This window comes from Pseudomonas frigoris (assembly GCF_047758635.1).
GTDB classification, from domain to species: Bacteria; Pseudomonadota; Gammaproteobacteria; order Pseudomonadales; family Pseudomonadaceae; genus Aquipseudomonas; species Aquipseudomonas frigoris.
Map to the genome: position 1 here is coordinate 3,335,283 of NZ_CP180479.1, position 20,905 is coordinate 3,356,187.

16 protein-coding genes and 5 pseudogenes are annotated in these 20,905 nt (G+C 57.6%); 9 read left to right on the forward strand and 12 right to left on the reverse strand.

Annotated features, from left to right (window positions below; all coding sequences use genetic code 11):
* Position 1: 1 nt before the first annotated feature.
* The 4 genes from ACMXYH_RS15350 (at position 2) to hutH (ending at position 5,163) form a co-directional block, all read left to right on the forward strand.
* On the forward strand, positions 2-766 hold the full coding sequence (locus ACMXYH_RS15350; protein ID WP_415767603.1) for an ABC transporter ATP-binding protein: 765 nt from the start codon (positions 2-4) through the stop codon (positions 764-766).
* Positions 767-885: 119 nt separating this feature from the next.
* Positions 886-1,638, forward strand: a complete 753-nt coding sequence (gene hutC / locus ACMXYH_RS15355) for a histidine utilization repressor (protein ID WP_415767604.1) — start codon at positions 886-888, stop codon at positions 1,636-1,638.
* Between the two features lie 303 nt (positions 1,639-1,941).
* Positions 1,942-3,618 carry a urocanate hydratase gene (gene hutU / locus ACMXYH_RS15360; protein WP_415767605.1) on the forward strand — a complete coding sequence of 559 codons (1,677 nt, stop codon included), beginning with the start codon at positions 1,942-1,944 and terminating at the stop codon, positions 3,616-3,618.
* Between the two features lie 12 nt (positions 3,619-3,630).
* Positions 3,631-5,163 carry a histidine ammonia-lyase gene (gene hutH / locus ACMXYH_RS15365; RefSeq protein WP_415767607.1) on the forward strand — a complete coding sequence of 511 codons (1,533 nt, stop codon included), beginning with the start codon at positions 3,631-3,633 and terminating at the stop codon, positions 5,161-5,163.
* Between the two features lie 318 nt (positions 5,164-5,481).
* Here hutH and ACMXYH_RS15370 read toward each other — a convergent pair.
* The 3 genes and pseudogenes from ACMXYH_RS15370 to hisC form a co-directional block, all read right to left on the reverse strand.
* Positions 5,482-5,901 (reverse strand): annotated as a pseudogene (locus ACMXYH_RS15370) (MFS transporter); the annotation flags it as partial.
* 176 nt (positions 5,902-6,077) lie between these two features.
* Entirely contained in the window at positions 6,078-6,815 is a 738-nt protein-coding gene (gene hutC / locus ACMXYH_RS15375) for a histidine utilization repressor (protein ID WP_415767608.1), read from the reverse strand.
* The gene (gene hisC / locus ACMXYH_RS15380) at positions 6,815-7,951 is read right to left on the reverse strand and encodes a histidinol-phosphate transaminase (RefSeq protein ID WP_415767609.1); all 1,137 of its coding nucleotides are present in this window, start codon (positions 7,949-7,951) and stop codon (positions 6,815-6,817) included. Before hisC ends, hutC (ACMXYH_RS15375) begins: the two co-directional genes overlap by 1 nt.
* A gap of 741 nt (positions 7,952-8,692) precedes the next feature.
* Here hisC and ACMXYH_RS15385 point away from each other — a divergent pair.
* The 4 genes and pseudogenes from ACMXYH_RS15385 to ACMXYH_RS15400 all read left to right on the forward strand — a co-directional run bounded on the left by ACMXYH_RS15385 (position 8,693) and on the right by ACMXYH_RS15400 (position 12,436).
* Positions 8,693-9,040 (forward strand): RidA family protein, encoded by a 348-nt coding sequence (locus ACMXYH_RS15385; protein ID WP_415767610.1) that lies wholly within the window; start codon positions 8,693-8,695, stop codon positions 9,038-9,040.
* Positions 9,041-9,052: 12 nt separating this feature from the next.
* Positions 9,053-10,288 carry an NAD(P)/FAD-dependent oxidoreductase gene (locus tag ACMXYH_RS15390; RefSeq protein WP_415767611.1) on the forward strand — a complete coding sequence of 412 codons (1,236 nt, stop codon included), beginning with the start codon at positions 9,053-9,055 and terminating at the stop codon, positions 10,286-10,288.
* A 201-nt stretch (positions 10,289-10,489) separates the two neighbouring features.
* Positions 10,490-11,575: pseudogene (locus ACMXYH_RS15395) on the forward strand (cache domain-containing protein); the annotation flags it as partial.
* Between the two features lie 93 nt (positions 11,576-11,668).
* On the forward strand, positions 11,669-12,436 hold the full coding sequence (locus tag ACMXYH_RS15400; protein WP_415767708.1) for a methyl-accepting chemotaxis protein: 768 nt from the start codon (positions 11,669-11,671) through the stop codon (positions 12,434-12,436).
* A gap of 183 nt (positions 12,437-12,619) precedes the next feature.
* On the opposite strand, the gene ACMXYH_RS15405 is transcribed toward ACMXYH_RS15400, so the two are convergent.
* The 3 genes and pseudogenes from ACMXYH_RS15405 to ACMXYH_RS15410 form a co-directional block, all read right to left on the reverse strand.
* Entirely contained in the window at positions 12,620-12,862 is a 243-nt protein-coding gene (locus ACMXYH_RS15405) for an AbrB/MazE/SpoVT family DNA-binding domain-containing protein (protein ID WP_415767613.1), read from the reverse strand.
* Positions 12,863-12,917: 55 nt separating this feature from the next.
* Positions 12,918-13,127, reverse strand: a pseudogene (locus tag ACMXYH_RS31485) (DUF7693 family protein).
* 39 nt (positions 13,128-13,166) lie between these two features.
* Positions 13,167-13,505: pseudogene (locus tag ACMXYH_RS15410) on the reverse strand (NAD(P)/FAD-dependent oxidoreductase); the annotation flags it as partial.
* A 95-nt stretch (positions 13,506-13,600) separates the two neighbouring features.
* On the opposite strand from ACMXYH_RS15410, the pseudogene ACMXYH_RS15415 reads away from it, so the two are divergent.
* Positions 13,601-13,835 (forward strand): annotated as a pseudogene (locus ACMXYH_RS15415) (group II intron reverse transcriptase/maturase); the annotation flags it as partial.
* 76 nt (positions 13,836-13,911) lie between these two features.
* Here ACMXYH_RS15415 and ACMXYH_RS15420 read toward each other — a convergent pair.
* The 6 genes from ACMXYH_RS15420 to ACMXYH_RS15445 form a co-directional block, all read right to left on the reverse strand.
* On the reverse strand, positions 13,912-14,904 hold the full coding sequence (locus ACMXYH_RS15420; RefSeq protein ID WP_415767614.1) for a LacI family DNA-binding transcriptional regulator: 993 nt from the start codon (positions 14,902-14,904) through the stop codon (positions 13,912-13,914).
* Positions 14,905-14,979: 75 nt separating this feature from the next.
* Complete coding sequence (locus ACMXYH_RS15425; protein ID WP_415767615.1) at positions 14,980-16,482, reverse strand: glycoside hydrolase family 32 protein; 1,503 nt, start codon at positions 16,480-16,482, stop codon at positions 14,980-14,982.
* Complete coding sequence (locus ACMXYH_RS15430; RefSeq protein ID WP_415767616.1) at positions 16,479-17,624, reverse strand: ABC transporter ATP-binding protein; 1,146 nt, start codon at positions 17,622-17,624, stop codon at positions 16,479-16,481. The genes ACMXYH_RS15425 and ACMXYH_RS15430 overlap by 4 nt, the downstream gene beginning before the upstream one ends.
* Positions 17,625-17,651: 27 nt before the next feature.
* Positions 17,652-18,494: a carbohydrate ABC transporter permease gene (locus tag ACMXYH_RS15435; protein ID WP_415767617.1), complete on the reverse strand. Its 843-nt coding sequence runs from the start codon at positions 18,492-18,494 to the stop codon at positions 17,652-17,654.
* The gene (locus ACMXYH_RS15440) at positions 18,491-19,453 is read right to left on the reverse strand and encodes a carbohydrate ABC transporter permease (protein ID WP_415767618.1); all 963 of its coding nucleotides are present in this window, start codon (positions 19,451-19,453) and stop codon (positions 18,491-18,493) included. Before ACMXYH_RS15440 ends, ACMXYH_RS15435 begins: the two co-directional genes overlap by 4 nt.
* A gap of 21 nt (positions 19,454-19,474) precedes the next feature.
* Positions 19,475-20,749 carry an ABC transporter substrate-binding protein gene (locus ACMXYH_RS15445; protein ID WP_415767619.1) on the reverse strand — a complete coding sequence of 425 codons (1,275 nt, stop codon included), beginning with the start codon at positions 20,747-20,749 and terminating at the stop codon, positions 19,475-19,477.
* Positions 20,750-20,905 lie beyond the last annotated feature (156 nt).

Consider the following 20,905-nt stretch of genomic DNA (forward strand, 5'->3'; position numbering starts at 1 on the left):
CATGTACAAATTGACCGTTGAAAACCTGCATAAAAGCTATGGCAACCACGAAGTGCTCAAGGGCGTTTCGCTCAATGCCAAGACAGGCGATGTGATCAGCCTGATCGGCGCCAGTGGATCGGGCAAGAGCACCTTCTTGCGTTGTATCAACTTTCTGGAAACGCCCAACGACGGTGCCATGGGCCTGGATAACCAGCCGATTCGCATGATCCATGACCGCCACGGCATGCATGTGGCCGACGCCGATGAACTGCAACGCCTGCGCACGCGCCTGGCGATGGTGTTTCAGCATTTCAATCTGTGGAGCCACATGACCGTGCTCGACAACATCACGATGGCCCCGCGCCAGGTACTGGGTGTCAGTAAGAAGGATGCAGAGGAGCGGGCCCGGCGTTACCTGGACAAGGTAGGTTTGCCGTCCCGCGTCGCCGATCAATACCCGGCCTTTCTCTCCGGCGGGCAGCAACAGCGGGTTGCTATTGCCCGGGCTCTGGCCATGGAGCCGGAGATCATGTTGTTCGACGAGCCGACTTCGGCGCTGGATCCGGAGTTGGTGGGCGAGGTGCTTAAGGTTATCCAGGGTCTGGCCGAAGAAGGCCGAACCATGATCATGGTGACCCATGAGATGAGCTTCGCGCGCAAGGTGTCGAACCAGGTTTTGTTCCTCCATCAAGGGCTCGTGGAAGAGCAGGGTTTCCCTGAAGATGTCCTGGGCAATCCCAAAAGCGAGCGCCTTCAGCAGTTCCTCAGTGGCAACCTGAAGTAACCGGAATGCCTTCGAGCGGCTGTTCGGTCGCTCAGATGCTCCTTCGCACGCGCTCTGCCCGTTCGGTCGTGCGTTTGCGGTGGGAGTAGGCCGCTGTCCAGTTTGATGAGGAGAACCACGTGCCGAAGAAATCCCGGAATTTTCCTTCGCGGGTCGATCAGCTCAGTGATTCCCCCGCGCCGCTCTATGCACAAGTCAAACAGATGATCACCCAATTGATCTTGAGTGGCACCTGGTCGGCTCACGAACGTATACCTTCGGAAAGTGAACTGGCTCAGGAACTTGGATTGAGTCGCATGACCATAAGTCGCGCTCTTTCTGAGCTCACCGCCGATGGTGTGTTAGTGCGCATGCAAGGGGTGGGGACGTTCGTAGCCGAACGCAAAGGTAAATCGGCTTTATTTGCCGTCAACAACATTGCTGATGAGATCAGCGAGCGTGACCATCGCCATCACTGCAAGGTGATTCTCCTATGCGAGGAGGGGGCTAGCGCTGACCACGCCTTGTCGCTGGAAATACGCGAAGGGCAGCGGGTGTTTCATTCTCTGATCGTGCACTACGAGAATAATGTGGAGGTGCAATTGGAGGATCGCTACGTGAACGCGGCAGTGGCTCCGGATTATCTGCGGCAGAATTTCGTGATGCAGACGCCCTATGCCTATCTTTCCAAGGTCGCTCCTCTGACTGAAGGTGAGCATGTGGTCGAGGCGATCCTGGCCAACGAGGAGGAGTGCAGGCTGTTGCAGATCACACGTCATGAGGCGTGCTTGTTGATTCGTCGGCGGACTTGGTCTGGCTATCAGTCTGTCACGTCTGCGCGCCTGATTCTGCCGGGTTCACGGCACCGTCTGGAAGGGCGATTCGGTTCATGACTCGGGTCTGAGCCTGTCGTCCTCAGGGGCCGCGCGCCTCGATTGCCTGCCATAACCTGCGACAGCGCAGGACTGTCGAATTGCTGAATCCCATCACTTCGCTGTCTTAACCACCTCTTCAAATAGCCTTGCCCTTCATCTGCAATAAGCACAACCCTGCTGGATGAACGGGTCACAAAAGACAAATTACAGGCGAGTAAAATTTTGCTTGATTATGGTTGTATATACATGATTATATTTATGTGCGATCTGTAGCGCTAAACCAATAAATAGGCTGAGAAAGTCATTTCGAGAGGATTACCGGTGAGCAAGCCATCCCATTTCCGTAATGTCGAAATCCGCGCCGCGCGTGGTAATAAGCTGACCGCCAAAAGCTGGCTGACTGAAGCTCCACTGCGCATGTTGATGAACAACCTCGACCCGGAAGTGGCCGAGAACCCAAAAGAACTGGTGGTTTACGGTGGCATCGGTCGTGCGGCGCGTAACTGGGAGTGCTACGACAAGATCGTCGAGAGCCTGACCAACCTGAGCGACGACGAGACCCTGCTGGTGCAATCAGGCAAGCCGGTCGGCGTGTTCAAGACCCACAGCAACGCTCCGCGCGTGCTGATCGCCAACTCCAACCTGGTGCCGCACTGGGCGAGCTGGGAACACTTCAACGAACTCGACGCCAAGGGCCTGGCCATGTACGGCCAAATGACCGCCGGCAGCTGGATCTACATCGGCAGCCAGGGCATCGTCCAAGGCACCTACGAAACCTTCGTCGAAGCCGGTCGCCAGCACTACAACGATGACCTCAAAGGTCGTTGGGTGCTGACCGCAGGCCTCGGCGGTATGGGCGGTGCCCAGCCGCTAGCCGCGACCCTGGCCGGCGCTTGCTCGCTGAACATCGAATGCCAGCAAGTCAGCATCGATTTCCGTCTGAACAGCCGCTATGTCGACGAGCAAGCCAAAGATCTCGACGACGCACTGGCACGTATCGACAAGTACACCAAGGAAGGCAAGGCGATTTCCATCGCGCTGCTGGGCAACGCGGCGGAGATCCTGCCGGAACTGGTCAAGCGTGGCGTGCGCCCGGACATGGTCACCGACCAGACCAGTGCCCACGACCCGCTCAACGGTTATTTGCCAGCCGGCTGGACTTGGGAAGAGTACCGCGCTCGCGCCAAGACCGAGCCTGGGGTCGTGGTGAAAGCCGCCAAGCAATCCATGGCCGTGCACGTTAAAGCGATGCTCGAATTCCAGAAAATGGGCATTCCGACCTTCGACTACGGCAACAACATCCGTCAGATGGCGCAGGAAGAAGGCGTGGAAAACGCCTTCGACTTCCCGGGGTTCGTACCGGCCTACATCCGGCCGCTGTTCTGCCGTGGCATCGGCCCATTCCGCTGGGCTGCACTGTCGGGCAACGCTGAAGACATCTACAAGACCGACGCCAAGGTCAAGGAACTGATCCCGGACGACGCGCACCTGCACAACTGGCTGGACATGGCGCGCGAACGCATCAGCTTCCAGGGCCTGCCGGCACGTATCTGCTGGGTCGGGCTGGGCCTGCGCGCCAAGCTCGGCCTGGCATTCAACGAAATGGTGCGTAGCGGTGAATTGTCGGCGCCAATCGTCATCGGTCGCGACCACCTGGATTCCGGTTCTGTGGCCAGCCCGAACCGCGAAACCGAATCGATGCAAGACGGTTCCGATGCCGTGTCCGACTGGCCACTGCTCAACGCTCTGCTGAACACGGCGAGCGGCGCGACCTGGGTCTCCCTGCACCACGGCGGCGGCGTCGGCATGGGCTTCTCCCAGCACTCGGGCATGGTGATTGTCTGCGACGGTACGGACGAAGCGGCCGAGCGTATCGCTCGCGTACTGCACAACGACCCGGCGACCGGCGTCATGCGTCACGCCGATGCGGGTTACCAGATCGCAATAGATTGCGCCAAAGAGCAAGGCTTGAACCTGCCAATGATCACCCCCTGTTAAAGGAGCCAAAGCATGAACACACTCAACATTATCCCAGGCCAACTGAGCCTTGCCCAACTGCGTGATGTCTACCAGCACCCGGTGAAAATCACCCTCGACAACAGCGCCTCGGCCCAGATTGAAGCCAGCGTTGCCTGCGTGGAACAGATCCTCGCCGAGAACCGCACCGCCTACGGTATCAATACCGGTTTCGGCCTGCTGGCCTCGACCCGCATCGCCACCGACGACCTGGAAAACCTCCAGCGCTCGTTGGTTCTGTCCCACGCTGCCGGTGTTGGCGAGCCGATCAGCGATGCGCTAGTCCGACTTGTTATGGTGCTCAAGGTCAACAGCCTGAGCCGTGGCTTCTCCGGCATTCGCCGCGTCGTTATCGAAGCGCTGATCGCATTGATCAACGCCGAGGTTTATCCGCACATTCCGTTGAAAGGTTCGGTCGGCGCATCCGGCGACCTGGCGCCTTTGGCGCACATGTCTCTAGTACTCCTGGGTGAAGGTAAAGCCCGCTACAAAGGCGAATGGCTGGAGGCGACCGAGGCGCTGAAAATCGCCGGTCTGACTCCACTGACACTTGCTGCCAAAGAAGGTCTGGCGTTGCTCAACGGCACGCAGGTGTCTACCGCATACGCATTGCGTGGTTTGTTCGAGGGCGAAGATCTGTTCGCTGGCGCACTGGCCATCGGTGGTTTGACAGTTGAAGCAGTCTTGGGCTCGCGCTCGCCGTTCGACGCTCGCATCCACGCCGCTCGTGGACAAAAAAGCCAGATCGACACCGCTAGCGCTTACCGTGACTTGCTGGGCGAGCGCAGTGAAGTCTCTGACTCGCACCAGAACTGCGGCAAGGTTCAGGATCCGTACTCCCTGCGTTGCCAGCCGCAAGTCATGGGCGCGTGTCTGACCCAGTTCCGTCAAGCCTCCGAAGTGTTGGTCGTCGAAGCTAACGCCGTCTCCGACAACCCGTTGGTCTTCGCTGCCGAAGGCGATGTGATCTCCGGTGGTAACTTCCACGCCGAGCCTGTGGCCATGGCTGCTGACAACATGGCATTGGCCATCGCTGAAATCGGTTCCCTGAGCGAGCGTCGCATTTCGCTGATGATGGACAAGCATATGTCGCAACTGCCGCCGTTCCTGGTGGCTAATGGCGGCGTGAACTCCGGCTTCATGATCTCCCAAGTTACCGCAGCGGCGCTGGCCAGTGAGAACAAGGCACTGGCGCATCCACATTCGGTAGATAGCCTGCCGACTTCCGCGAATCAGGAAGACCACGTGTCCATGGCTCCAGCAGCCGGCAAGCGGTTGTGGGAAATGGCTGAAAACACCCGTGGCGTGCTCGCTGTAGAGTGGCTAGCTGCCTGCCAGGGCCTAGACTTGCGCGAAGGTCTGAAGACTTCGGAGAAGCTGGAGCTTGCCCGCACCAGTCTGCGCAGCAAAGTGGCCTACTACGAGAAAGATCGCTTCTTCGCGCCGGATATCAACGCGGCGAGCGAGCTGTTGGCTTCCCGTTGCTTGAACGAACTGGTGTTGCCGAAGTTGCTGCCTAGCTTGTAATCGGGGGGAGGGGCCTTTGGCCCCTGTCTCGGGTGAGCTGAATTGTTCGAGTAATCCCGCACATTAGCTACAGCGGTAATGTGGTTTTTTGCTCTACAGCTATTGGCGACAGACCGTCGTTGTAGCTGTGGAGCTTTTTTTGCGTTTGTAGTACATGACAACTCGCGAAGGTTGCCGCCTGAGAATATTAGTTTCAAGAAGATGCCTATGACTGACGCGCCTTCGCTGAAGCGGTGCGTACAGAATGCCCGCTCGCTCCACCGGAAAACCTTGCGTCGGATTGTCGACAGCAAGATCGGAGCTTTTAGCATTAGATTCATCTGACTGCTTGCCGAGCCTCCATCCCAGGCAACCCCCAGAGCAATGCGCACCCTGTAACGACAACCGCAAAGCAGGCCGCCTTGGCCCAACACTCGAGTGTACTTTTGACCCGGCCGCTAATGGCATCGCCTGCGCACTGAGCGACGGTATCGATGACGCTTTTGGCTTTGTATTTACTCTGGGCGTCGAGCGGCGCGAAGAGCTACTCCCGACCGGGACGGGCGAAGGCATATTGCCGATGCGGCGCACGATCATTAGGGCAGCTAGGATGATAAAACTTGGTGCCAGCGCGACCCTAATGAAGCCGATGCACATCATCAGCGGCACGATCGCCAGAAGCATGCGTACCCCCAACTTCTCCGCCAAGCGGCCTGTCAGGAGTAGCTGCGAGAATAGGGCGAGAGCCCGGACAATGAGGATTCGCAGATCGGACGCAACATGAAGTAGCCGGTGAAAAAGCAAAAAATAGCAGGAAGACTGCGGCGGGGAGCAACTCCCGAGACTCGGCGCTGATACCTTGGCTCGAACGAAGCTGCAGCTATGACGCGTTCATTCCAAATCATGTTGGTTCAATTCATCAAGTGCCTTCACGCCTAACTATCTCTGTGCGCCCCATTTACTGGCAGGCGACTGCCTAGACGATAGCGTGAGGACGGGTGCACTAAGCGAACATAGGTGACGATTTTGCTCTGACTCCACGTCCGGCGTATCAGCACCAGGCAGGGTTCGTTGGCATCAATCTGCATGTGTTTGCTTTCATCGTTGCTGGGATGACAGGCTTCGACGATATGTTCCATTTCATCGGGCTTGACGACCTGCAACAGGTATCTTGCTGGTTGCAGGTGCTCCCCAAAGTCTTGCTTCAAAAACTCCGGCACCAACTCGGGATTGACGTAACGATCCTCGAGCTGCACCGGCACGCCTTCTTCACTGTGCACGCAGACCAGATGAAAAACCGAAGAACCGGTGGTCAGGCCTAGCGCGGACGCGACCGGCATCGAGGCCGACTCGCGTCCCAGGTGTAGGACGCGACAGGTATAACTGTGACCCCGGGCGAGGATTTCGTCGGCTATATTGGTGATGCGCAGCAGGTTCGATTGCGGTTTGCTTTCAGCCACGAACGTGCCAACGCCTGAAATCCGCACCAAATGACCTTCCTCGGTCAGTTCACGTAAGGCCCGGTTGACGGTCATGCGCGAAATGCCCAGTTCTTGCACCAGTTGGTTTTCTGAAGAAATCAGATCACCAGGTTTCCAAACGCCCGCGCGAAGTTGGTCTTGCACATAATCCTTTGCACGCCGGTAGAGCGCTTGTGGTGCATTTTTGATCATTAGTCAGTCCGTGTCTCTAGTGCGGCAAGGACGCTTGCCAGTGCTTGGAGGAAAAGGTCGTTATCCTCACAGCTTCCGACAGAGACGCGCAAGTACCCAGTATATCCAACTTCGCGCCACGGTTTGATGATAACCCCTTCACGTAGCAGTGCCTGGTTGATTACTTCGGCCGGATGAGGCGTGCTGAAAAACAGGAAGTTGGTCAAGGAAGGTGCGGTCGTAATGCCTTGCTCGTGCAGCGCCACTTCCAGCCGCCGGCGTTCGCTGGCGACATGGGATAGGCAGGCGTTTAGATGATCATTATCTGCCAGCGCCGCAATCGCTGCAGCTTGTGCCACGCTGTTGACGTTGAACGGGGTGCGCAGGCGGTTGATCAGATCTGCCAGCAGTGGATCGCTGACGATACCGTAGCCGATGCGCAAACCTGCCAGGGAATAAGCCTTGGAGAAAGTCCGCAAGAGGATAAACGGTTTGCCGCTGGCCTGAATCAAACCGAGGCAATCCGGGTACTCGGCCTCCCACTGCGCGTATTCATAATAGGCCTCATCAAACACCAGCAGACACTGTGAGGGCAATGCGTCGAGCAGCTGCTGCAACTCGTCGGCGCTTAAGGTGCAGCCGACCGGATTTGACGGGCATGAAAACATCAGCACATGCGTGTGGGGGGTGAGTGCAGCGATCATTGCCGTAACGTCGAAGGTGCCTCTGTCGGTCATGGGAACACCGACCACCCGGGCACCAGCTGCCATTGGGTAGATAAGGTGCAAACCGAAAGATGGCACCACGGTAACTACTTCGTCATCGTGGTCTAAAAACACCCGGCTGATGACGCTCAGCAAATCTTCCGAGCCGTTGCCGAACACCAATTGATTCTCGGGTACGTCGAGCTTTTCCGAGAGTGCAGAGCGTAATGCCTGGCAGCCAGCATCGGGGTATAGCGCAATTTCGCTGCAAGCTCGAGCCGTTGCGGCGCTAACGGCGGGTGCTGTGCCCATCGGGTTTTCGTTGCTGCCTAGTTTGGCGACGCGAGTCAGGCCGAAACGCTTGCGCACAGCATCCGAGGCGAGGCCGGCGTTGTAACTGGCCAATTCGCGCACTTCTGCGCGGGCAAGCAGGTTCAAGTCATTGGCATTCATACAGGGCTAACCTCATTAGTGTCTTGCTGGAAGGCATTACGATCTAGGCAGTTCTGCAGGAGTTGCTGCAGACGCGGCTATTCGGCGTTATGGCTGATCTCGTACGGCTGGTAGTTGAATGGGTCTGAGCGGTATCAGTACATTCATGAGTAACATCCTTGGGGGAGCAGGATGATTACGCAGCAGACATCTGTATGTGCCTGTATATACCAGTAAGGCAAAATGCAGGCCAAACTGTCTGAGCTGCTCTTGATTCCGCAGCACAGGCCTGTTTCTAGCGAAGTAGATCAGGCTGATGATCGCTGCCTTTTAGCCTTATGTAACCAATGGTTGCGCCAGGAGTGTTACCCATGATGCCTAGTGGGGAAAAACGAAACCTTGAGTATCGGGGCGCCTAAGGTGTCCTAATCGCGAGAGAAGGGTAAGTCGCTCTACCTTAAGCTCATGGCGCATTTTTTGATCGAGCGGCATGGTAAATGCTTAATCTTGTATATACAGGTTAAGTGTTTCAGACTGAAACCGGCAGTCCACCCCTCCTGAACCTATTAAGCAACGACCCGACATGATCTCAAACAGCTGTTTGCTCCTGATCTATGTGTCCGGTGTCCGCGAGGGGGATCACATGCTCAAGCGTATGCATGACTCAATGGCCTACCGTAAAAACCGCTGAAGTCGAATCAATGATTCACAACCGGTGCTCGTTGATGGGCGCCTCCTTGAAATACCCAAGAGAGAACTGCCATGACCGTTAGCAATCTGCCCTTTTCCAACGTCCGCCACAGCCAAGGCCTGGTTTTTTTGTCTGGCGAATTGCCGTTTGGTGAGGACGGTAGCTTTCCTGAAGGTATCGAAGCGCAAACGCGTTTGACCTTGACGCGTATTGCCCAGACGCTGGAAGCCGAATCGCTGTCGCTGGACGATGTTGTCAGCGTTACCGTGTACCTGACCGACCGGAGTAATTTCGCCGAATTCAATCGGGCTTATGCATCATTCTTCACGACCAACCTGCCCGTGCGCGCGACCGTCTGCGCCGGCCTTGTGGTCGATGCATTGGTCGAGATCAGTGTCATCGCGCAACAGCGTGCTTGATTCGGAGGCAGCGTGAACGAAAAACAAGTGGTGGTACTGGGGGCCGGCATTGTCGGCGTATGCACGGCGTTGCATTTGCAACGCCGTGGCTGCGCGGTGACGCTGGTGGACAAAGGTTTGCCGGGGCGTGAAACGTCGTTCGGCAACGCAGGCATCATTCAGCGTGAGGCCATTGAGCCCTATGCGTTCCCAAGGGATCTTGCCAGCCTGATAAACGTGGCAGCCAAGCGTGACATTGGCGTCAATTACCATCTGCGCGCGATGCCTGAATACGTGCCTGCTTTGGTCAGGTATTGGGCCAACTCCGCGCCTAGGCATTACCAGGCCATTGCAGATGCCTTTCGCACGCTGATTGAGCACTCGATCAGCGAGCACTCGGAGTTGATTGAGCAAAGCGGTTCGCAAAACCTGATCGTGCGCAAAGGGTGGATCCAGGCTTTTCGTAGCCCACAGCAATTCGATGAGGCGGTGGAGCGTGCGGTACGCGTGAGTGCACACGGCGTATTGTCCGAGCATCTGGACGGTGTCGCGCTCAGACTGGCGGAACCAGCGCTGAGCGATGCATTGGTGGGGGGCATTCATTGGCTGCAACCCTGGACGTGCATTGAACCGGGTGAGTTGGTGCAGCGTTATGCCGATCTGTTCGTGCGTGAAGGTGGGGAAATTGTGCGCGGCGATGCGCGCTCGTTGCGTCAGTCGGGAGCCGGCTGGAGCGTCGCCACCGATTCTGGATCGGTCGGCGCGTCGCAGGTGGTCGTGGCGTTGGGCCCTTGGGCTCACGAATTGCTTGGCGAGTTGGGTTACCGCATTCCGTTGTTCGTCAAGCGTGGTTACCACGCTCACTTTGCCGATGGCGCGACATTGAGCCGCCCGGTGCTGGATACCGAACAAGGCTACATGCTGGCGCCGATGAAGCGCGGTATCCGCCTGTCAACGGGGGCGGAATTCGCCAGCTTGAGTGCGCCTCCAACACCGGTGCAACTGGGCAAGGCCGAGCGGGCCGCACGGCAGGTATTAGCGTTAGGCCCCCAGGTAGAGCGCACGCCATGGAGCGGCGCCCGACCCTGCACGGTAGACATGAAGCCGGTGATCGGCGCGGCGCCCTTGCATAAAGGGCTCTGGTTCAATTTCGGCCATGCCCATCAAGGATTTACGCTAGGCCCGGTCAGCGGTCGACTGCTCGCAGAATTGATGATGGGCGAGACGCCTGTGGTCGATCCGGCACCCTTTGCTCCAGGGCGTTTCTGAGCTGAGCAGCAGTGCATGAACCTTCTCGCCCATCTCCGTCGGAGTAACGGGCGAGAACCTGCCTGTCAGGAAAATAAACACTGATTTTTATCTACGGACGCTGCCCTGCAGATTTCGTGGCAGTCGTCGTGGGCGCTGTTCTGATTTCAGTCCGTTCCATCGGCTCGCCCTAACTCCTTATAAATACCCGCTGGAGAAGTCATGAACATCAAACAGAAGCTGACATGGGTATTTTCCGCCATCGCCTGCCTTCCGGTGATTCTGGTCGCGGTGCTTGTCGTGTTGAACTTGCGGAGCGCGGCACAAGCCAATTTCCTGGATAGCAGCGGTCGTGAAATTCGCCAGATCGATAACGGTATGAAGCAGTTCTTTGACAGCATCCGCCAAAACGTCGAATACCTTGCCAAGGATCCTCGGATCTCCACCGTCAAGGGATTGAAAAACTATACCGCTGCCAATGCTGAGCAAACGCCTGTGACCGAAGCCGATCAGCGGCTCCAGGCTATTTTCGATCGATTTGCCGAGACCCATCCGACCACCGCGTCCATTTCCCTGGGGCTCAACGACGGCGGCTTTGCCGGTTGGCCCGACGACCCGAAAATGGCCAGCTACGACCCCCGAGTACGTCCTTGGTACAAGACCGCCATGGCGGCCGCGCCAGGCTCAACCGTGCGCACGGACGCTTACTACTGGGCGCCGGATGACATGGTGCTGGTCAGCACGGTTCGCGCTTTCGCCGACGCCAGCGGCAACCCGGCGGGTGTTGTCGGCGTGGATGTTTCGCTCAAGCAACTGACTGAACTGGTTAAAACCATCAAACTGGGCAACAGCGGGTACCTGATGATGGTCGAAGCCAATGGCAACGTTCTGGTCGATCCGGCGAAAGCCAAAAACAGTTTCAAGCCCCTGGCCGATCTGGGCCCCGGCTATACCGAGCTGGCAAAGAGTGGTGACGGCGTGACCCAGGTCGAGTTCGATGGCGTGCCATACATGGTCAATGTGGTCAGTTCCGAAAGCCTGGGCTGGCGCTTCATCGGGCTGATCAAACGCGACGAAGTCATGGCTCAGGCCACCAGCCTGACAGGGTTGATCGCACTGATCGCCGCCGTGTTGGCAATCATCTTCGCCATCGTCGGCGCGAGCTTCGCCGGCGTGATCGTTAGACCGATTCGCGGTGTTGCCGATGGCCTGCAGGAAATCGCCGAAGGGGAGGGCGACCTGACCCGCGAACTGGAAGTGCGGGGCAAGGACGAAACCGCCACTTTGGCGGGTTGGTTCAACCAGTTCCTTGGCATGATCGCGCAACTGATGCGGCGCATCGGCAGCGCTTCCTCCGATTTGCAAGAGGTCGCTGCGGACACCAGTCAAGTGGCCAGTAACATGAACAACGCCGCAGTGCGCCAGCGCGAAGCAGTTGAGTTGGTGAGCACAGCTTTCAACGAGATGGTCGCTACCTCTAACGAAGTGGCCCGCTCTTGCAGTCATGCTGCTTCCAGCGCGGACGTCGGTTATCGAGAGGTGTACGACGGGCAACGGCACATTGGTGAGGCCACGGGCAGCGTTCTTAAATTAAGTGACGACCTGCAGCAGTCGGCAGGTACCATGCAGATGCTCGAGCAGGACAGTAAGAACATCAACACCATCCTCGATACCATTCGTTCGATCGCGGAACAGACCAATCTGTTGGCCCTCAATGCCGCCATTGAAGCGGCGCGCGCCGGCGACCAGGGCCGTGGATTTGCGGTGGTGGCCGACGAAGTACGCGCTTTGGCACGACGCACTGCAGACTCAACCGGCGAGATCGACAGCCTGCTCGGCAACTTCGCGCGGCGAACCAAGGAGGTCACCCAGCAGATGCAACGGAGCCTGGATGTGTCGCAAACCAGCGTTGAATGTATCCAGCAGGCGCGCGACAGTTTCGACAAGATCCGCGACTCGGTGGACTCGATTCGCGACCAGAACGCTCAGATCTCCACGGCAGCAGAGGAGCAGCATCAGGTGGCCGAAGATATTAACCGACACATTGCACAAATCCATGCCGATGCCCAGTTGGTCGAAAGGTTTGCGCATTCGGCGCACACCGGATCGGGTCGCCTGACGGATATTTCTGGTCAATTGAAGGGGCTCGTAGGGCGCTTCAAGTTTTAATAAAGACGCCTAAGCTAGGATGACTACGCTACCCTTCGAAATCACGTTGACCTGTGTCTGATAGACCTCCGCAGAGGCAATGTAGAAGTCGCCGGTTCGGGCCAGGGGGCCCGGCTTAGTTGTAGGTTTTTCAGATGGAGATGAAAGTGCTGTCATCGATCATGGAAGCGCAGTTCGGCTGCCTCATTTCTCCTCGGCGTTGCCAGGCTGTCCGCTATCCCAGGTTTCAGTGAGCTCGTCTATTCGATCCGCGATTTGAGGCTTTTTTGATAGGACTAGGCAGCGCGTGTTGCCGACAATTTCTTCTATCAGATACACAGTGTCGCCGACATCCAACTCCAATTCCTGCAGCGCTTCATCGGGAATTCGGATTGCACCGTCACCATCCCATTCTTCGATGATTATTTTCATAGGGGGCTTTTTCACGTGTGGGCTCCATCGCTTCTGCGTCGGCAATGGTAACGTGCTTTTGCTTCCAGGCTCATTGGGCAGCGAGCAAGCGTTCGAGCTGTTCACGCTCCCAGGCACTCAACAGTTCAACAGGATCGGCTCCGTCACTCTGGCAGAACCCAAGTGTCCCGACTCAGCCATCAGGCGACCTGCAGTACTCGCAGTAGTCTAGGGTGTCACAGTCATTGAAGAGTGTGAGCTGCCAGCCATCAATCTCTACGGGTAGGCTGATCCGGGGCATTGTGGAGGGGCACCCAACCACGGCTGGGCGCCATTTGACTCAGCCAGTGTGGTGACTCTCGGCAAGGCCATAGACGGATGTGTCGATGCCTTCGAAGCGCGCTTTTAACTGCAGCGCCAGATACAGCGAATAATGCCGTGACTGATGCAGGTTGCCACCGTGGAACCAGAGGTTTTTCTGCTGTGTTGGCTTCCACATGTTCCGCAGTTCGCCCTCGTACGGGCCAGGATCATTCGTGGTTCCAGAACCCAAGCCCCAGCAGCGGCCGACCTTGTCAGCTACTTCCTGGGAAATCAGCTTCGCCGCTCAACCATTCATTGAGCCATAGCCCGTGGCGTAGACGATCAGATCTGCCGGTAGTCGAACCATGTTGCTGAGCCTATGTTAGGAGCCCTAACAAGTGTGCGTATACCCTCTCGGTCAGCGATGCGGGTGCCTATGGCGTGAAGCAACGTGAGGGGTAGGTGAAATAGTATTGGCCGATCCTCTAAGATCGATTGTTGGCCGGCAAATACCGCCGCCAAGATGTACGCGCCGTCGAAATTCACAAGTCCAAACGCAGAATTGAGCAGGTGGGGATTTTCCAGCGTTGTGATTGCCTGATTCAAGAGGCTTTGCTGTGACAGCTCATGCCGATTTTCTACCATCGGACTATAGCTACGGTTTCGCCCGGGCAGAAAAACGCACCAAGCCATCGAAGCTGCCCGCCTAACAACCCTGGTGCGTGACAAGCTGGTGGCAAATCGAAAGCCAATGGGTGTGCTATCACCAAATTAACTAATTCTTATAGTGATGCCCTGACCACCAATGGACAATCAACTGGCTGGGTTCCCGATACCTCAATGGTCTCGATCAGGTGCTGGGCAGCCTTACGACCGATCTCGTAGTACGGCAGTTGCACCGTCGTCAACGGCGGGATGAACAGCTCAGCGATACCGATCATATTGTCGTAGCCGAGCACGGCGACATCGTCGGGGATTTTCAGACCTCGGCCCAACAACAGCTGATAAGCACAAAACGCAATGCGGTCGTTGCCACAGATCAGAATGTCGAACTGGGGACGACTATCAATGATATGCCGGTCGAGGATGCCTGCGGTTTCACCGTAGGCATCATGATCGGAAAGGTTGTATTGCAGGAGCGCGTCAGGCGCCAGTCCGAATGCCTGACAGGCACGCTGCATGCCTTTTTGCCGCAGGCCCCAGGCCAGACTCTGTTTTGGCAGATTGATGCACAGAGGGCGCCGATAGCCCTGGCTCAACGCATGATGTACCGCTCGATACTGCCCCGTTTCGTCGTCTGGCACATAACTCACCAGGCGACTGTCATCTGCCAGGCAATTGGCGAGTACCAGGGGTTTGCTCTTCAAGCGCTCGGGAATGTTCACGTGGCGAAACCCCATGGCGCTGAAGATCAACCCGTCGGGACGGTGCGATAGCATCAGGTCGATATTCTGGTCGGTGGGCGGGTTGCTTAGCAGGTTAAGGATAAATACATTCCAGCCTGCTTGCTGCGCGGTCTGTTCGATGGACAGCAGCAACTCGACCGCGAACGGTGTGGTCGCGGTGTCCAGCGCGAACACACCAATGGTTCGGCTCTGGAGGTTGTCGCCGCGCATCTTGCGCGCCGACAGGCTCGGTACGAATTGCAGTTCATCAATGGCGCGACGCACCCGCAGAAGGGTTTCGGGACTCAGTTTTTCCGGATTATTGAGCGCTCGAGAAACCGTCATCAGGGACACGCCGGCCAGCTGTGCAACGTCTTTCACTGAAGTCATGCGAGGCGAGGCCGGTCAGGTTGACGCAGAATCATGACACATGGCCTGCGCTTCTCGCGACTCGTATGACGCTGCTCATAGCCATCCCGAGGCGAGAGGCCATGCTCTGGGAATGGCGACACGCCCGCCACTCCCGCTCGCAATGAGCTTCACACCCAGACTGCCAGGCTGGGGGTAGAGGCGACTGCTGAGGCTGAAGCGCCCGTTTTCGTCGAACACCTCGATGGACGAGCGATCGAGGAACACCCGCAGTTCCAGTCGCTCTTGTGTCGGTTCTATCGACACGCTGCGCTGACCTGTGGCTTGCGCACCCGAGCGGCTACGGTCAAGCACCAAACGCTGCAGCGACGCATCGTAGTAGAGCAGGGTTTCTTCATGGCCATCGTCGCTGCAGCGCAAGGCGATTCCCAGGTGGCCGTTGGTGCAGCCGAGCAAATCCAGATGCACATGGATTTCGAGCATGTCGCCTTTCACTTCCGGCACCCACCGGGTTCCCGACCCATCCCACCAGGGCGTGTCCGGCAATGGCGCCTTGCGTAGAGCGGTGAGCTCCCGCGCCGGATACACGCAAAGGCGATCTGCGCGCAGTTCGAGTTCGCGCGGCAAACCGAGCATGCCGCACCAGTGATGGGCCTTGCTCGGCATCGGGCTTTCCCACATGTCGAGCCACGCCCACAAAAGTCGCCGACCATCGGCGGCCAGTAGCGTTTGCGCTGCATAGAAATCGTGGCCGTTATCCAGCTCGATAAAAGGCCCGCCAGCGAAGTGCCAGTCGCTGTCGAGTCGGCCCACTCGATAACCAGTCTGGTACTTGTTGAGCCGTTCGTAACCCTGGGGTTGCATGCCTTGGGGGGAGTACAGCAGTACATCGCGTCCGTTCAGTCGAAACAGATCCGGGCACTCCCACATATAGCCATCGCCCTCGCTGCCGCTGGACACGTAGTCAAGGAACTCCCAGACGTGCAGATCCGTGGAACGGTACAGCGGGAGCAACGGCACATCGCCCAGACGTGCGCCGGCAATCAGGTACCAATAGTCATCCTCCTTCCATACCTTGGGGTCACGAAAGTGCATGATCGTGTCTTGCGGCGCGGTCTCGATGACTGCGCCATGCTTGACGAAGTGGATGCCGTCGATACTGGTGGCCAGGCACTGGACTTGACGGATAGAGCGTTCGTCACCCGGTTCCCCCAGCCAGGTGTGTCCGGTGTAGATCAATGCCAGGGTATCTCCACACACCACCGCGCTACCGGAAAAACAACCGTCACGGTCGAAGTCATCGCCGGGTGCCAGGGCAATGGGCAGATGCTGCCAATGAACCAGATCGGCACTCTTGGCATGCCCCCAATACATCGGGCCCCATTTCGCCTCGAAGGGGTAATGTTGATAGAAAACGTGATATTCACCACGAAAGTACACCACCCCGTTAGGGTCGTTCATCCAGCCTGCCGGGGGAACAATATGATAACCGGGTCGATAATCGTGGATGACGCGAGACAGGCCGTCACTCAGTGCACGCTGCGCAAGGTCAAGGGAAGAAGACATTGGTTCGCTCATGGTATTCAAAGACAAGGTCATAGGGCGCGTGCTCGGACTGAGCGCAGAGAGACGTCATTCGGCAGGTTTTCAATGGCTTGTGGGTGGCGCTTCAAGGCCGTGCCGTCGGCGTCGAACAGGTGCAGGTTGTCGATATCCAGCTGCAGTTCGACCCGATCGCCCGCCTGCCATCCGGCGTTGACCTCACAACGACAGATCAGTGGCTCGTCCTGACCTGTTTCGAGGTGCACATAGGTTTCGCTACCCAGGTATTCGACCCCGGTCACGACGATGCCGACGGCTCCCTCAGCCGCTTTGAGCGAAATGTGCTCCGGGCGAATCCCCAGGCTCAGCTGCGCGTCTGCCGTCAGGTTCGAGCTGTCGAAGGGCAGGGAGGTCATACCCAAAACGGGGGTGTCGACCAGGCTGGTTTCGCCCGGGGCATGCAGGCGCGCCGCCAGAAAGTTCATTCTGGGCGAACCGAGAAAACCGGCGACAAAGCGGCTGGCTGGGCGTTCATAGAGTTCGCGCGGTGAACCGACCTGCTCTACGCGACCGCCATTGAGCACGACAATTTTGTCGGCCAGGGTCATCGCTTCCACCTGATCGTGGGTGACGTAGATCATGGTCGAGCCCAGTCGAGCATGCAGACGGGCGATTTCGTTGCGCATCTGCACCCGCAAGGATGCATCCAGATTGGAAAGCGGCTCATCGAACAACAAAATGTCCGGCTCTCGTGCCATGGCTCTGCCCATGGCCACACGCTGACGCTGCCCTCCTGACAGTTCCTTTGGCTTGCGTTGCAGCAGTTTGTCCAATTGCAGGATCTGCGCAGTTTTCAGCACCCGCTCGCGCAAGCTGCTCTTTTCAGTCTTGGCCAGTTTGAGACCAAAGCTGATGTTGTCGTAGACGCTCATGTGCGGGTACAGCGCATAAGACTGAAACACCATGCCGACGCCACGCTCGCGCGGTTCCAGGTCGTTGACCCGTCGCCCGTCGATCAGCAGGTCGCCGGCGCAGATCGAATCCAGTCCGGCGATCAGTCGCAGCAGGGTCGACTTACCGCAACCCGAAGGGCCAACGAACACCACGAATTCACCCGCAGCGATCTCCAGGCTGACGTCGCGAAGAATCCGCACGCCGCCCAATTGTTTGTTCACGTTGTCTAGCTTCAATTTGATCACGATGCTGTTCCTTGTATTTGTTGGGCATCAACCCTTTAACGCGCCGGCAGTGAGACCGGAAACGATTCGGCGCTGGAAGATCAGCACCAGAATCACCAGTGGGACGGTGACCAGCACCGATGCAGCCATCAACAGCCCCCAAGGCAGCTCATGGGGACTCCCGCCGGAAATCAAGGCGATGGCGACCGGTACCGTGCGTTGCGTGTCTGTGAGGGTGAAGGTCAGGGCAAACAGGAACTCGTTCCACGCTGCGATAAAGGCCAATAAGCCAGTGGTGACCAGTGCGGGCCAGAGCAGCGGCAACAGCACACGGGTAAGCGTCACCCATGGGGACGCGCCATCCATGATTGCCGCTTCTTCCAGTTCATGGGGCAGTTGCCCCATGAACGTGGTCAGCACCCAGACGGTGAAGGGCAGGGTGAAAATCGTGTAGCTCAGGATCAACGCCCAGGACGTGTTGTACAGACCCAAGGCGCGGATCACTTCGAACAGCCCCGACAGTACAGCGACTTGGGGAAACATCGACACGCCGAGAACCATCATCAATACCGTGCCACGTCCACGGAATTTCACCCTTCCCAATGCATAGGCGGCGGTGAGGCTGAGGAACAGCGCCAGCGTCACCACGCAAAGCGCAACCACCAGCGAGTTACCGATAGCCCGCAGGAATGAGGCTTGATGGAGTACCGCCGCGTAATTGGAGAAGTCGGGGTTTTCGATCCAGTAGCTCACCTCGAACAAGGCACTGGACGGCTTTAGCGAAGTCACGATGGCGTAGTAAAAAGGGAAGACCGCATACAGCAGCAACACCCCGATCAGACACCAGAACCCGAGGCGCCACAGCGCTTTTTTCAGTAGGCGCTGGCTCATGACCGAACCTCCAGTTGACGGCGTCCGAGGTAGAGATAAAGCATGGCGATTACCGCAACGACCAGAAACAACAGAGTCGAGGCCGCGCTGCCATAGCCAACATCCTGGAACTCCACCAGGTGCTGGCGGGCATAGACCGACATGCTCATGGTGCTCGATGAGTTCGAGGTCAGCACATAGATGACGTCGAAAACCCGCAGCGAGTCGAGGATGCGGAAGATCGCCGCCACCAGCAGTGCGGGCATCAGCAGGGGAAGCGTGACACGCCAGAACACCTTCAGCGGATGAATGCCATCGACCCTCGCGGCTTCGTAGCAATCGCTCGGCAACATCTGCAAGGCAGCCAGCATCAGCAGCGTGACAAAAGGTACGGTCTTCCAGACGTCGACGACGATGACCGCCCACATCGACAGATCCGCATCTGCCGTCCAGGCCAGAGGAGCGTCAATCAGTCCGAGGCTCAGCATCAGGTGATTGATGATGCCGAACTGGTCGTTGAGCATCCATGACCAGATCTTCGCCGAGACAATGGTTGGAATCGCCCACGGAATCAGAATCAACGCACGCACCAGAGAACGGCCGGTGAACTTGATGTTCAGCAGCAACGCCACCAGCAGTCCCAGGACGACTTCCAGTCCCACCGACACCACGGTGAAATGCAAGGTGTTGCGCACCGCGTTCCACCATTGAGGATCGACCAGGATGCCCGACCAGGTGGAACCGTTGTGGAACAGATAATTGCTCAAGCCGACGAAGGATCCGCCACCGGTGTCCGCCAAGTTGGCGTCGGTCAGGCTGAACCAGAATGTTCGCAGTAGCGGCCAGGCCGCCACCAGGGCCAGACAAAGCAACATCGGTGTCAGAAACAGCCAGGCAGCGCGTACTCGGCGACGTTGTACGGGCGTTTCCCTGGTGAGCAGGAGCTCGTCACAGGGGGCATGGGTAGAAGAGACAGACATGGTGATTTCTTTCCTTGTGGCTTACCAGTTCCGGCGTTTGATGCGCGTGAGTTCGCTTTCCAGTTCGGCCAGCGCCTGATTGACAGGCAACTCGCCCGCCAGCACTCCATGCACTCGATCGAAGAACGCATTGGAGACCCGTGGATAGCGATCGGCAGTGATAGAGGCGGGGCGCATGACCCCATCGTTGAGAATGCTGTGCAGCTGACTGTAATAAGGCATTGCCGCGAGCAGTTCGGGATCTTGATAGAGCGACTCGATAACCGGGTTATAGGCGCCTATCAGGGCACGATGTTTTTGCTCTTGAGCACTGGTCAGATAGCTCACCAGCTCTGCGGCAAGTTTTGGATGGGCGCTGTAACGCGATACCGCCAGACCCCAGCCACCGAGGGTGGATGCATGGCTGCCGGTCTTGCCGCCACGGGGCAGGGGAGCAACCCCGACCTTGTCTTTTACGGCACTGTCCTGGTTTTGCACCAAGGCCCAGACGTAAGGCCAGTTACGCATAAACAGCGCATTTCCCGATTGGAATACCCCACGTCCTTCTTCCTCGGTGTAATTGAGTACGCCACGCGGGGAGATGTCTCCTACCCAGCTTTTCGCCAGGGTCAAAGCCGTTCTTGAGGCCTGACTGTTGACCACGATGTCGCCTCGTGGATTGACAAGCCCTCCTTCCGGTTGGCTGCTGATCCACTCCAGCGCATTACACGTCAGGCCTTCGTAGGCGCGCCCCTGAAAGATGTAACCCCACGCATTGGGGTTCCCGGCAGCGCGCTCGGCCTGTTGAATATTCCTGGCGGTAGCGGTCATTTCCTCCCAAGTCTGGGGAACCTGCTGGTTGTACTTCTCGAGCAAGTCCTTGCGGTAATACAGCAGGCCCGAGTCGGTGAACCACGGCATCGTCACCAGCCGTCCGTTCACCGTGGCGTTATCCACCTGTGCCTGGAAATAGCCTTGGGTCGCGTTGGCGGGAAGCACCTCGCGAAGATCCGTCAGATGTTTGGCCAGCATTCCCGGCCACACCATATCGATTTGAATGATGTCGATGTCGGCGGACTGCGCACTGAGGATCTGCTGGTAGAACGACAACCGCTCGGTCGCCGAGTTAGGCGTGGAAACCACCTCGACGTTGTTGCCGGTCTGTTTCGACCACGCCTCGACAGCCTCCTTGCAGAGTTGTAACTCCGCACCCACCGCACCGCACGAGATCGTCAAATTGGCTGCGCTCGAGAGGGATGGAAGCCCTGCACAGAGGGTGAGCAGTGCTGCAGGAAGGAGAGATTTCAGCTGTTTCATAGAGCCCCCTTTATTTTTGTTTTTAGAAAAGTTAACGTTAACATCGCCAAATGTAGCAGCGTATTTGCGATGAGGCATCCTTTTTTTCGTCGATTGCGACAATTCACAACTCACGAAAAATGGCCGGTCGCGGGAACAAAACAATAAAAACAAAAC